The sequence below is a fragment of the Streptomyces sp. NPDC046887 genome (assembly GCF_040644755.1).
Lineage (GTDB): Bacteria > Actinomycetota > Actinomycetes > Streptomycetales > Streptomycetaceae > Streptomyces > Streptomyces lichenis.
This window is the reverse complement of sequence record NZ_JBEYXH010000026.1, coordinates 66,561-79,704: the sequence shown is the minus strand read 5'-3', so window position 1 is coordinate 79,704 and position 13,144 is coordinate 66,561. Positions and strand designations below refer to the sequence as shown.

The 13,144-nt window shown below is 73.3% G+C and carries 9 protein-coding genes; 4 read left to right on the top strand and 5 right to left on the bottom strand.

Annotated features, from left to right (window positions below; translation table 11 throughout):
- Positions 1-69: 69 nt before the first annotated feature.
- The gene (locus tag ABZ945_RS22635) at positions 70-819 is read right to left on the bottom strand and encodes a dienelactone hydrolase family protein (protein WP_361272412.1); all 750 of its coding nucleotides are present in this window, start codon (positions 817-819) and stop codon (positions 70-72) included.
- 512 nt (positions 820-1,331) lie between these two features.
- Positions 1,332-2,132 carry a serine protease gene (locus ABZ945_RS22630; RefSeq protein WP_361272369.1) on the bottom strand — a complete coding sequence of 267 codons (801 nt, stop codon included), beginning with the start codon at positions 2,130-2,132 and terminating at the stop codon, positions 1,332-1,334.
- 124 nt (positions 2,133-2,256) lie between these two features.
- Between ABZ945_RS22630 and ABZ945_RS22625 the strand changes: the two genes are divergently transcribed.
- Positions 2,257-3,261 carry a LysR family transcriptional regulator gene (locus ABZ945_RS22625; RefSeq protein WP_361272367.1) on the top strand — a complete coding sequence of 335 codons (1,005 nt, stop codon included), beginning with the start codon at positions 2,257-2,259 and terminating at the stop codon, positions 3,259-3,261.
- Between the two features lie 33 nt (positions 3,262-3,294).
- Here ABZ945_RS22625 and ABZ945_RS22620 read toward each other — a convergent pair whose 3' ends face one another.
- A complete protein-coding gene (locus tag ABZ945_RS22620; RefSeq protein WP_361272364.1) occupies positions 3,295-4,278 on the bottom strand; it encodes a LysR family transcriptional regulator in 984 nt (327 codons plus the stop codon).
- Positions 4,279-5,085: 807 nt separating this feature from the next.
- Positions 5,086-5,553, bottom strand: a complete 468-nt coding sequence (locus tag ABZ945_RS22615; protein ID WP_361272362.1) for an Rv3235 family protein — start codon at positions 5,551-5,553, stop codon at positions 5,086-5,088.
- A gap of 274 nt (positions 5,554-5,827) precedes the next feature.
- On the opposite strand from ABZ945_RS22615, the gene ABZ945_RS22610 reads away from it, so the two are divergent.
- Both ABZ945_RS22610 and ABZ945_RS22605 read left to right on the top strand, forming a co-directional pair.
- The gene (locus ABZ945_RS22610; RefSeq protein ID WP_361272359.1) at positions 5,828-6,340 is read left to right on the top strand and encodes a hypothetical protein; all 513 of its coding nucleotides are present in this window, start codon (positions 5,828-5,830) and stop codon (positions 6,338-6,340) included.
- Positions 6,341-6,398: 58 nt separating this feature from the next.
- On the top strand, positions 6,399-7,082 hold the full coding sequence (locus ABZ945_RS22605; protein ID WP_361272357.1) for an HAD family hydrolase: 684 nt from the start codon (positions 6,399-6,401) through the stop codon (positions 7,080-7,082).
- A gap of 40 nt (positions 7,083-7,122) precedes the next feature.
- Here ABZ945_RS22605 and ABZ945_RS22600 read toward each other — a convergent pair whose 3' ends face one another.
- Positions 7,123-7,704 (bottom strand): DJ-1/PfpI family protein, encoded by a 582-nt coding sequence (locus tag ABZ945_RS22600; RefSeq protein ID WP_361272354.1) that lies wholly within the window; start codon positions 7,702-7,704, stop codon positions 7,123-7,125.
- A 457-nt stretch (positions 7,705-8,161) separates the two neighbouring features.
- Between ABZ945_RS22600 and ABZ945_RS22595 the strand changes: the two genes are divergently transcribed.
- On the top strand, positions 8,162-13,093 hold the full coding sequence (locus ABZ945_RS22595) for an NAD-glutamate dehydrogenase (RefSeq protein ID WP_361272352.1): 4,932 nt from the start codon (positions 8,162-8,164) through the stop codon (positions 13,091-13,093).
- The last annotated feature ends 51 nt before the right edge of the window (positions 13,094-13,144 follow it).

Sequence of the window (13,144 nt, the reverse complement as noted above, 5' to 3'; positions counted from 1 at the left end):
GGTGGCTCCGGGCCCGGCCCCGTGGTCGTGACAGGCGGCCTGGTGGCTGTCGGGGCGCGGAAAGGCGGGTCAGTCGGTCAGGGTGCGGGCGAGGAGGGGGAGCAGCCGGTCCCAGTGGCGCTGGAGCCCGGCCGGCTGGAAGGCGTCGGTGTCGGCCATGGTGAAGCCGTGGACGGTGCCGGGGTAGACCTCGGTGGTGTAGCGGACCCCCGCGGCGTCCAGGGCCCGGTGGAACTCGCTTCGGACCTCGGGCGTCATGTCGTTCTCGGCGAGGCCGAGGTGCACCTCGGCGCTGACCTTGGGGACGAGCCGGTGGGGACTGTCGGGCGCGTCGGTGACCAGCGCGCCGGGGTGGAACCCGGCGACGGCGGCCACCCGGTCGGGGTGGGCCGCCGCGGTGCGCATCGCCAGCACGGCCCCCAGGCAGTAGCCGATCGCGCCGACCGGCCCCGGGCGGACCTCGGGCCGGCCGGCGAGGAACCGCAGACAGGCGTCGGCGTCGCGCAGGACGCGCTCGGTGGTGTGCGCCTCGTACAGCGGCATCAGCCGGTCGAAGACCGCGGGCCGGATGTCCTCCCCGATGTGCGGGGGCAGGTCGATCACCGGTGCCGGGCCGTGCCGGTAGTAGATGTTCGGGACGAGTACGGCGTACCCGTGCCCGGCCAGTTCGCAGGCCATCTTCTCCAGCACGGGCCGCAGTCCGAAGGCGTCCGGGTAGAGCAGTACCCCCGGGCTCCGCTCACCGTGGTCGGGGAAGGCGGCGAAGGCGTCGGCACGGCCGTCCGGGGTGGGGATGTGGAGCGTCGTGGTGGTGGGGATGGCGGATCTTCCTCTCGGCTGATGATCAGGTCGGGGCTGGTCAACGATCACCGGCCGGGGACTGCGTGGTCAAGCCGCCCTCGGGCGGTTCGCCGCCGAGGGCGGCGGGTGGAATGACCCGTGGGGCCGACGCAGCCTCGTGGCGCTGCGCCGGCCCCACGGGCGTCGGCACGGGCAGGTCCTGCCCGGTGGGTCTGTGCGGTGGTGTGGGGGAGGGGGGAGGGGGTGACATGGTGCGCGGCGGGCGGGTGGTCGGGGCGGCCCTCCCCAGGGGCGCCGCCGATCCACCCGCTCCGCCGCCTTCGTACCGGACGCGGTGCGGCTGTCGGGACCGCCGTACCTCCTCTTCGCGGCGTCCCCCGCGCTCGCGGTACGGGCCCGGGTGCCGGGACCTGCACCCCCGGCACCCGAGGTGCCCGCGCCGACTGGTCCCGGCGGAGGGCCGCCACCCAGGAGCCGCCGACGCGGGATGGTTCAGACCGGGTCAGGATCCGGTCGGGATCCGGTCGGGACTAGCTGATGGCTCCGCCGGTGTTCTGGCTGATCCACTGGCGGTGGGCGGTGACATCGGTGTAGATGGTGGCGTTGCCGGTGCCGCAGGTGTTGCCGTTCTGCCCGGCCCGGCTGGTGGCGCCGACCAGCTCCCAGCGGCCGGAGCCCCCGACCAGGGCGGGGCCGCCGGAGTCCCCGTAGCAGGCGGTGGCCTGCGGGGAGCCGTACACGCACAGCTCATTGGAGCCGTTGAAGCCCGAGGCGCACATCCGGTCGGGGTTGATCCGGGTGTCCAGCTGCTTCAGGTTGCGCGGGAGCTGCTGCTGGCACCCCTGCTGGGGACAGGTCTGGCCCCAGCCGAGCAGCCGGGTCGAGGAGCCTTCGCCCGGCGAGCCGGAGGCGATGGAGACCGGCTGGTTCTGCACCTGGGTGCGCAGCTGGAGCAGGGCGATGTCGTTGCCGCCGTTGACGCTGCCGCTGTAGCGGGGGTGGCGGATGACGCGCTGGACGGCGGCGGAGGTGCCCTGGGTGTTGTCGTTCGAGCCGATGCGCAGCTGGATCTGCTGCGCCGGGGTCTGGCCGCCCTGCCGGCTGGTGACGCAGTGGGCGGCGGTGACGACCCACTGGGAGGAGATCAGGGAGCCGCCGCAGCCGTGGCGGCCCTGCTGCTGGAGGGAGGCCATGAAGGAGTACGTCTCGGTGGCCTGGCTGCCGCCGACGATGGGGGCCGGGGCGGCCTGTGCCGCGGCGGGTGCGGACAACGCGGCGGCGGCGAGCATCAGCGTGCCCAGCACACCGCGTATCAGGGAGCGGGGAGACACAGGAGTCCTCCGTGAAGGAGTGGGGGGAGGGACCGGGATGTTCGGTTCCGGTTCCCGTCGGGTGAACCCACTATGGAAATCCCGCGGCTTCCCCGGTAATCCCAACCCGTTCTAAGGTCCGCCTATGAGCCTGGAGTTGCGGCAGCTACGGGTGGTCAAGGCGATCGCCGACGAGGGCAGCCTGACGCTCGCGGCGCAGCGGCTCGGCATGGCCCAGCCGTCGGTGTCCCAGGCGCTGGCCCAGGCCGAACGGGCCGCGGGGGGACCGCTGTTCCGGCGCGGGTCGAGGGGGTCGCTGCCCACTCCGCTGGGTGAGGTGGTCGTCGCGCACGCGCGCTCCGTGCTGGACTCGGTGGAGCGGATGACCGCCGCGGTGGCCCGGCACCGGGAGGACGACTGGCCGGCGGCGGTACGGATCGGCTGTGCGCCGGGTCTGCTGGTGGCCCATCTGTCGGTGGCCGTGCCGCTGGTGGCGGGCAGCGATGTGCAGATCACCACCGGGGCCGGTTCCGCCGGCCATCTGGCGGCGCTGGCCGCCGGGCGTACCGATGCCGCCCTGGTCACCCACTTTCCCGTACCCGGGGCGGCGGATCCGGTGGACCTGGCGGAGGGGGAGCTGTGCGGGGCGGTCGTCGCCGTGGAGCCGCTCTTCGCGGGCGTCTGTGCCGGACACCGCCTCGCCGCCCGGTCGGAGGCCGACCTCGCCGAACTGGCCGGCGAGCGCTGGTGTCTGCCGCCCGGGTCCGACGAGGGCCTGGGCGCGCAACTGACGGAGGCCTGCCGGCGGGCCGGTCATCCGGTGGCGGTGTGCGGTGCCGAGTACGCGGAGGCGCTGGCGCTCGTGCAGGAGGACCGCGCGGTCCTGCCGATGATGCCGGGCAGCCGGCCGGCGCCCGGGCTGGTGCTGCTGCCGCTGCGCGGTGAACCGCTCACCATGGCCACGGTGCTCTACTGGCGGCCGGGCGGGCCGCTGCCGGAGGAGTGGATACGGAGCCTGTGGAAGCATCTGGTGCGCGCCCAGCGGGAGATCATCGAGGCGGCGCCCGCGTATCGCGCCTGGCTGGCCGGCCACCCGGACTGGCGCACCACGCCCCCGGGCCCGGCCGCCGACCACCGGCCGCGCGGCTGAGGAGGCCGTTCAGCCGCCCTTACAGCCGGCCCCTCAGCCGCCGGGCGGGGCGGAGCCCAGCCAGCCCGGGTTGCGCTCCCACCACCCCGGTACGCGCCCGCTGTGCGGGAGGGCCGCGCGGTAGGCGTCCAGCAGGCCCGTACGCAGCCGGCCGGCGAACTCCTCGTCGACCAGCCCGCCGTCCGGGCGCCACATCAGTACGTGCCGGGTACGGACCGGGCTGCCCCGCAGCTCCCGGACCACTCCGGGGATCGTCAGCCCGCTGCTCAGCGCGTTCATGACCGTGACCACGGGGCCGCCGCGGCGCATCAACTGCACCAGCAGCAACGGCTCGACGGTGCGGGCCACCATGGTCGGGTGGCCGGCGAGGCGGCACTGCTCCATCAGGTGCCGGTCGAACTCGTCGTCGCCGTTGACCGCCGCCAGCCAGGTGGTTCCGGCCAGTTCCGCCAGATCGATCTCGGTGCGGGCGGTGAGCGGATGGCCGTCCGGCAGTCCGACGAAGAGGGGCTCCGTGCCCAGTTCGGCCATCTGCACCTCGGCGGGCGGCACGATCGGCCGGCCGGGGAAGTCGGTATGCAGCACCAGGTCGACATCGCCGCGCATCAGGGCGGCGAGCGCCTCGGCCGAGCGGTCGAGCACGGTCAACTCGGCGACGTCGCCGGGGAAGAGGCGGGTCGCCACCTCGTACAGCAGCAGGGCCAGCGGTGTCGTCCGCACCCCGAGCCGCAGCGGGCGCCCGCCCGCCGCCGCGTGGTGCCCCTCGACCGCGCGGGCCAGCTCGTCCAGGCCGCGCAGCACCTCGCGCGCGTACGGCAGCAGGACCTCGCCCAGCGGCGTGACCCGCGCGCCACGCGGGCCACGTTCGAAGACCGACCCGCCCACCACGGCCTCGATCCGCCGCAGTTGCGCGCTGAGCGCCGGTTGGGACAGCCCCATCAGATGCGCCGCCTTGTTGAGGCTCCCGGCCGCCGCCACCGCCTCCAGGCACCGAAGATGCCGCGCCTCCAGGTCCATGCGGTGAGTATGGGCGCGGCGCCGGTCGCGGACCAGGGTCAGGCGAGGACGGGGACCGGGGGCCCGCCCGGGTCCCCCGGGGGCAGACCGCGCCCGACCGTCTGGCTCGGGTCCTGAGCCCCAGGAATCGGCCCCCGGTCCCTGGTAAGCCAGCCGACCCGCCCCCGGCCACCGGAGAGCCGCCTGCCCCGGCCGCGGGGAGCCGGGCCGGGTTGTGCACGCCGAACGGCGCGAGGTCCGGGCGCGACGGGGCCGGTGGGCGGTCGTGGGTGCCCCCACGGCTGGCGGGCCTGCCGTACCCGCACAAGCCGTACGCCGAAGCCACCGGCTCGCGTCCCCGGCCCGGGTGCTTGGCCGCGCGAGCCGGGAAGCCAGCCAACCCGGCCTCCGGCCCCGGCCCCAGGGAGCCGCGTGCCCTGGCCGCGGAAGCCGGAGCGCCGGCCGCCCCGGCCCCCGGGGTGCTTGGCTCTTGGCCCCGTGAGCGGGCTTCCCCGTCCCCGAACCCCGAGCCGGAGCCAGGCCGGAGCCGGGAGGCCAGTAGCCGACCCGGCCGACCTGGTCCCGGGCCCCAGCGACTGGCTGCCCGGCGCTCCGCCTTGGCCCCGGGAGCCGACTTCCGGCCCCGGACCCCGAGCCGGAGCCGGGCCGGATCCGGAAGCCCGGGCCGAGACCCCGGCCCCACCGGCAGGCTGCTGGGCCCCAGGCGCTCGCCGCGGACCCGGCCCCCCCGAGGGCCAGCCGCAGGGCGCGGCCCGCCACCCTTCCCGAGCTTCCCCGAGCTGCCCCCGGAGGCCGACCGCGCCCGCCTCATCCATGCGCGGTGCCCAGCTCCACGGCGGCGCAGCGCCAGCGGTGGTCGGGGCCGCGTTCGAGGCGGAAGGCCATGGCGCGTACCTGCTCGCCGGCCGCGATGCTGGCGAACGCCTCGACCACATCGGTGCCCAGCCGGTGGCCGCCGCAGCGGCGGACGACGGGGCGGGTGCCGCGGCCGCGCAGCGGGGTGGTCGGGGCGAGCCGGATCAGCTGGTCGTACGCCTTGCCGACGGTCTGGCCCAGCATCCAGTGCACCGGGCGCTCGCCGCTGAGCACGGCGAGCAGGCGCTCGGCGAAGAGGTGGTGGGGAGGGAGCGGACGCGGGGGCGTCCGCAGGAGGGATGTACCCCGGGCCGGGCCGGTCCCGGCGGCCGGGCGGGCGGTGCGGGGGCGGGTGGCGGCCGCCCTCCGGTCGCGGCGGCCCGCCGGTCCGCTGGTCGTCCTCGTCGCGGTGGTGCTCATGCTGATGGCCCCGTTCGCTGAGGCCCGGCGCCTACCGGGCGGTAACTTTCGGTGAGCATCTTTTACGGGAGAACGCGACTTTGGGCAATGGGGTGATTACCTAGGGTGATCTACTCAGGTCGTCACCGGTTGGGGTGAGCGGGGGGCCATGGGAGAGGGGGCCGAGCAGCGGCGCGGGGCACCGGGTTGACGCCGACGGACCCCCACCACCCACTCCCACGAGGGACGCCGCACGTATCCTGAGGTCGACTGACGACGACGAAAGCGACCTTCCATGCGCGTGTACGTCCCCCTGACCCTCGCCGGTCTCGCACAGGCGCACACGGCGGGCGAGCTCGGCCCCGGCCCGCTGACGGCGTACGGGGTGACGCCCGGGCTGCGTGAGTGGTACGTCTCCGACGACATCGAGGAGCTGGAGTACGCGGCGCTCAGCCGGGCCGCCGCCGCCTCGCTGCGGATGCTCGCCGCCGCCCCGGACCTCCCGCGGCGCCGGGTGGTGGTGGCCGTGGACGTGCCGGACGGGGACGCAGTGGCCGACCCGGACGGGCTGCTGGAGCACTCCTCGGTCGGCGAGGTGCGGCTCGCGACCGCGGTGCCGCTGGCCAAGGCGGCCGCGGTGCATGTGGACGCGGACGACGCCGAGGCGGATGTCTCCGCCGCGGCGGACGCGCTGGGCGCGGCGGACCACGGAGACGACGACGCGCAGTTCGTGGTGGACGGCGCGGAGGACCACGAGCTGCTGTGGTTCGGGGTGCAGGAGATTCCGGGGCTGATCGCGGCCGGGTGAGAGCTGCCGGGGACACCGGGCCGGGGCGTTGTCAGAGGTGGCCGGTACCGTTTTCGGCATGGTGAAGCGCACGGGGACGTCGGGGAAGCACCACGCCCACCTGGTGTGGGACTGGAACGGCACGCTGTTCGACGACATGGCCGCGGTGATGTCGGCGACCAACGCCGCCTTCGCGGAGATGGGCCTGCCGCCGCTCACCCTGGAGCGCTACCGCGAGCTGTACTGCGTACCGGTGACGGCGTTCTACGAGCGGCTGCTGGGGCGGCTGCCGTCGGGTGAGGAGTGGGAGCTGATGGACGCGGCCTTCCACCGCCACTACTGGCCGGGCGCGGACGCCTGCGCGCTCACCGTGGGCGCGGCGGAGCTGCTGGCGGCCCGGCGGTCCTCCGGCCTCACCCAGTCGCTGCTCTCGCTCGCCCCGCACGAGCAGCTGATACCCGTGGTGCGGCGGCACGGCATCGAGGAGCACTTCCTGCGGGTGGACGGCCGGGTCGGCGCGGCGCTGGGCGGCAAGGCCGAGCACATGGTGCGCCACCTCGCCGCCCTGGAGGGCGTGGCGCCCGAGCGGATCGTGGTCATCGGGGACGCGGCGGACGACGCGGTGGCGGCCGCCCATGTCGGCGCGCGGGCGGTGCTCTACACCGGCGGCTCGCACAGCCGCGCCAGCCTGGAGCGGGTCGGCGTGCCGGTGGTGGACACCCTGGAGGAGGCCGTCCGGGTGGCGGAGGAGATAGCCGCCTGAGGGGACGCACGGTACCTACAGGGGACCTCCCCGCCCGACCTCAGGAGACCTCACCCCCCGCCGCCTCACGCACTCCCCGCAGCACCCCCAGGAACTCCCGCATCCACATGGGGTGGTCCGGCCAGCCGCGGGCGGAGACTAGGGGGCCGTCCACCACGGTGGGGACGTCGCGGTAGGTGGCGCCCGCGGACTGCATGTCGGGTTCGAGGGCCGGGTAGGCGGTGACGCGGCGGCCGTCGAGGGCGCCGACGGCGGCGGTGAGCAGGGGGCCGTGGCAGATCTGGGCCACCGGTTTGTCGGCGTCGAAGAAGGACTTCACGATCTTGCGCAGCTCCGGGTCGTTGCGCAGGTACTCGGGGGCGCGGCCGCCGGGGATGACCACGGCGGCGTAGCGGCTGGGCTCCACCTCGCAGAAGGCGAGGTCCGCGGGCCAGGTGTAGCCGGGTTTCTCGGTGTAGGTGTCGTGGCCGGGCTCGGTGTCGTGCACCACGAAGCGCAGCCGCTTGCGGGTGGGCGCGGCGATGTGTACCTCGTACCCCTCCTCCAGGAGCCGCTGGTAGGGGTAGAGCACCTCCAGGGACTCCGCCGCGTCTCCGGTCACAATGAGGATTCGTTCGGTCATCAGGGGTCACCTCGGCGTGCAGGGTCTGTCCAGACTGGCGAAGTTTTCGGCTGGGATTTGTACGAATCCGGCGACTGACGAGTCGGGGGGCCGGGACGATAGCCTGGACCCGTGATCAGCGCGATACGTCTCGCGGGCAGCGGAGCCCGCGGCCCGCGCCCGGAGTGCCACCGCACCCGGGCGAGCGCTGAAACGTCCCGCCGCACCGGTGCGCCTCATCCCGCGCGTCGACCGCGTCCACCGCGCTCGCCGCGGTCCTCGCGTCCACCGCGCTCGCCGCGGTCCTCGCGTTCACCGCGTCATTCGGCCAGGGCGGGGAAAATGGCCGAGAACGGCCGGGACATCTCTCATGGCGGCATAGCGTCACCCCAGACCGGTAACCCCGTGTCGTCGTGGCGTCGTGTCTCCTTCTCATTCACCTACGTCACGCAACGGCGCGCGACAGGAGCCAGAGGACATGCAGACCAAGCTGGACGAAGCCAAGGCCGAGCTGCTCGAACGGGCGGCCCGGGTAGCTGAGAACAGCCCGGTCGGGGGGCAACTCCGGACTGGGGCCGAGAACGAGCGACCCGACCGGGACACCGTTCTCGCGTACCTCAGGCGCTACTACCTGCACACGGCTCCGGAGGACCTCGCCGACCGCGACCCGGTCGACGTCTTCGGCGCGGCGCTCTCCCACTTCCGGCTGGCCGAGAACCGGCCCCAGGGCACGGCCAACGTCCGCGTCCACACCCCCACCGTGGAGGAGAACGGCTGGACCTGCAGCCACTCCGTGGTGGAGGTCGTCACCGACGACATGCCCTTCCTGGTGGACTCGGTCACCAACGAGCTCTCCCGCCAGGGCCGCGGCATCCACGTCGTCGTGCATCCGCTGGTCTACGTCCGCCGCGACCTCACCGGCAAGCTCATCGAGGTGCTCGCCGACCGCGTCGCGGCCAAGGAGCACCACGACGCGCTCACCGAGTCCTGGATCCACGTCGAGATCGACCGCGAGACCGACCGGGCCGACCTCAAGCAGATCACCGGCGATCTGCTGCGCGTCCTGTCCGACGTCCGCGAGACCGTCGAGGACTGGGACAAGATGCGCGAGTCCGCGCTGCGCATCGCCGACGAGCTGCCGAAGGAACCGGCCGCCCCGGAGGTCTCCGACACCGAGGTGGAGGAGGCCCGCGAGCTGCTGCGCTGGCTGGCCGCCGACCACTTCACCTTCCTCGGCTACCGCGAGTACGACCTGACCGGCGACGACGCGCTGACCGCCGTACCCGGCACCGGCCTCGGCATCCTGCGCTCCGACCCCCAGCACGACGAGGACGAGGCGCACCCGGTCTCCCCCTCCTTCAGCCGGCTCCCGGCCGACGCCCGGGCCAAGGCCCGCGAGCACCGCCTGCTGGTCCTCACCAAGGCCAACAGCCGCTCCACCGTCCACCGCCCGTCCTACCTCGACTACGTCGGCGTGAAGAAGTTCGACGCCGAGGGCAACGTGGTGGGCGAGCGCCGCTTCCTCGGGCTGTTCTCCTCCGCCGCGTACACCGAGTCGGTGCGCCGGGTCCCGGTCATCCGCCGCAAGGTCGCCGAGGTGCTCGACGCGGCCGGCTTCTCGCCCAACAGCCACGACGGCCGCGACCTGCTCCAGATCCTGGAGACCTACCCGCGCGACGAGCTGTTCCAGACGCCCGCCGACAAGCTCCGCGAGATCGTCACCAGCGTCCTGTACCTCCAGGAGCGCCGCCGGCTGCGGCTCTACCTGCGCCAGGACGAGTACGGCCGCTACTACTCGGCCCTCGTCTACCTGCCGCGCGACCGCTACACCACCGGTGTCCGGCTGCGGATCATCGACATCCTCAAGGAGGAGCTCGGCGGCACCAGCGTCGACTTCACCGCCTGGAACACCGAGTCGATCCTCTCCCGTATCCATTTCGTGGTCCGCGTCCCGCAGGGGACCGAGCTGGCCGCCCTCACCGACGCCGACGCCGAGCGGATCGAGGGCCGGCTGGTGGAGGCCGCCCGCTCCTGGTCCGACGGCTTCGGCGAGGCGCTGAACGCCGAGTTCGGCGAGGAGCGCGCCGCCGAGCTGATGCGCCGCTACGGCGGGGCCTTCCCCGAGGGCTACAAGGCCGACCACTCCCCGCGCTCCGCCGTCTCCGACCTCGGCCATCTGGAGCAGCTGGTCGACGGGGAGAAGGAGTTCGCGCTCTCGCTCTACGAGGCGGTCGGCTCCGCCCCCGGCGAGCGCCGCTTCAAGATCTACAAGACCGGTCCGCAGATCTCGCTGTCCGCGGTGCTCCCGGTGCTCAACCGGCTCGGCGTGGAGGTCGTGGACGAGCGCCCCTACGAGCTGCGCTGCCCCGACCGCACCCACGCATGGGTCTACGACTTCGGGCTGAAGCTCCCCGAGGGCGCCGTCGGCAACGGCGACTACCTCGCCGACGACGCCCGCGAGCGGTTCCAGGAGGCCTTCGCCGCCACCTGGACCGGCCGCGCCGAGAACGACGGCTTCAACCAGCTGGTGCTGGCCGCCGGGCTGAACTGGCGGCAGGCCATGGTGCTGCGCGCCTACGCCAAGTACCTGCGGCAGGCCGGCTCCACCTTCAGCCAGGACTACATGGAGGACACCCTCCGCCACAACGTCCACACCACCCGGCTGCTGGTCTCCCTCTTCGAGGCCCGGATGTCCCCGGGCCGGCAGAGCGCCGGCACCGAGCTGACCGACGGCCTCCTGGAGGAGCTGGACGGGGCCCTGGACCAGGTCGCCTCGCTCGACGAGGACCGCATCCTGCGCTCCTTCCTCACCGTCATCAAGGCCACCCTGCGCACCAACTTCTTCCAGAAGGCGCAGGACGGCCGGCCGCACGCCTACGTCTCGATGAAGTTCGACCCGCAGGCCATCCCCGACCTCCCGGCGCCCCGCCCGGCGTTCGAGATCTGGGTGTACTCCCCGCGCGTCGAGGGCGTCCACCTGCGCTTCGGCAAGGTCGCCCGCGGCGGTCTGCGCTGGTCCGACCGGCGTGAGGACTTCCGTACCGAGATCCTGGGCCTGGTCAAGGCGCAGATGGTGAAGAACACCGTCATCGTGCCGGTCGGCGCCAAGGGCGGCTTCGTCGCCAAGCAGCTGCCCGACCCGGCCGCCGACCGGGACGCCTGGCTGGCCGAGGGCATCGCCAGCTACAAGACCTTCATCTCGGCGCTGCTGGACATCACCGACAACCTGGTGGCCGGCGAGGTCGTGCCCCCGGCCGACGTGGTCCGCCACGACGAGGACGACACCTACCTGGTCGTCGCCGCCGACAAGGGCACCGCCACCTTCTCCGACATCGCCAACGAGGTCGCCACCGCCTACGGCTTCTGGCTGGGCGACGCCTTCGCCTCCGGCGGCTCGGCCGGCTACGACCACAAGGGCATGGGCATCACCGCCCGCGGCGCCTGGGAGTCGGTCAAGCGGCACTTCCGCGAGCTGGGCCACGACACCCAGAGCGAGGACTTCACCGTCGTCGGCGTCGGCGACATGTCCGGCGACGTCTTCGGCAACGGCATGCTGCTCAGCGAGCACATCCGCCTGGTCGCCGCCTTCGACCACCGGCACATCTTCATCGACCCCACCCCCGACGCCGCCACCTCCTACGCCGAGCGGCGCCGGCTGTTCGAGCTGCCCCGCAGCTCCTGGGCCGACTACGACGCCGGGCTGCTCTCCCCGGGCGGCGGCATCCACCCCCGTACCGCCAAGTCCATCCCGGTCAACGCCCACATCCGCGAGGCCCTCGGCATCGCGGACGGCGTCACCAAGATGACCCCGGCCGACCTGATGCGGGCCATCCTCTCCGCTCCGGTGGACCTGCTGTGGAACGGCGGCATCGGTACGTACGTCAAGGCCGCGAGCGAGTCGCACGCCGACGTCGGCGACAAGGCCAACGACGCCATCCGGGTCGACGGCGAGGAGCTGCGGGTCAAGGTCGTCGGCGAGGGCGGCAACCTGGGCCTCACCCAGCTCGGCCGGATCGAGTTCGCCCGCACCGGCGGCCGGGTCAACACCGACGCCATCGACAACAGCGCCGGCGTGGACACCTCCGACCACGAGGTGAACATCAAGATCCTGCTCAACGCGCTGGTCGCGGACGGCGACATGACCGTCAAGCAGCGCAACAAGATCCTCGCCGAGATGACCGACGAGGTCGGCTCGCTCGTCCTGCGCAACAACTACGCGCAGAACACCGCGCTCGCCAACGGCGTCGCCCAGTCCGCCTCCCTGCTCCACGCCCACCAGCGGTTCATGCGCCGACTGGGCCGCGAGGGCAGGCTCGACCGGGCCCTGGAGTTCCTGCCCAACGACCGGCAGATCCGCGAACTCCTCAACGGCGGCAAGGGCCTGAGCCAGCCCGAGCTGGCCGTCCTCCTCGCGTACACCAAGATCACCGTCGCCGAGGAGCTGATCCACACCGGGCTGCCCGACGACCCGTATCTGACGCAGCTGCTCCACGCGTACTTCCCGACCAAGCTGCGCGAGGAGTTCGCCGACCAGATCGACGCCCACGCGCTGCGCCGGGAGATCATCACCACGGTGCTGGTCAACGACACCGTCAACACCGGCGGCTCGACCTTCCTGCACCGGCTGCGCGAGGAGACCGGCGCCTCCATCGAGGAGATCGTCCGCGCCCACACCGCCGCCCGGGTGATCTTCGGCCTGGGCGAGGTCTGGGACGCCGTCGAGGGCCTGGACAACCGGGTCGACGCCGAGGGCCAGACCCGGATCCGGCTGCACTCGCGCCGGCTCATCGAGCGCGGCACCCGCTGGCTGCTCGGCAACCGCCCGCAGCCGCTCCAGCTCGCCGAGACCATCTCCTTCTTCGCCGAGCGCGTCGAGCAGGTGTGGTCCAAGCTCCCGCAGCTGCTGCGCGGCGCCGATCTGGACTGGTACGAGGGGATCGTGGCCGAGCTGACCGGCGCGGGCGTCCCCGAGGAGCTGGCGCTGCGGGTGGCCGGATTCTCCTCCGCGTTCCCGACGCTGGACATCGTGGCCATCGCCGACCGCACGGGCAAGGACCCGATGGCCGTCGCCGAGGTCTACTACGACCTCGCCGACCGGCTCTCCATCACCCAGCTGATGGACCGGATCATCGAGCTGCCCCGCTCCGACCGCTGGCAGTCCATGGCCCGCGCCTCCATCCGCGAGGACCTCTACGCCGCCCACGCGGCCCTCACCGCCGAGGTGCTGGCCGCCGGAAACGGCACCTCCACCCCGGAGGAGCGGTTCGACGCCTGGGAGAAGAAGAACGCCGCCATCCTGGGCCGCGCCCGCTCCACCCTGGAGGAGATCCAGGGCTCGGACACCTTCGACCTGGCGAACCTCTCGGTGGCCATGCGCACCATGCGCACCCTGCTGCGGACCCACGTCTGACGGCCTGAGAAGAGAAAGAGGAGGGCGCCCCCTGATGGCCGGGGGCGCCCT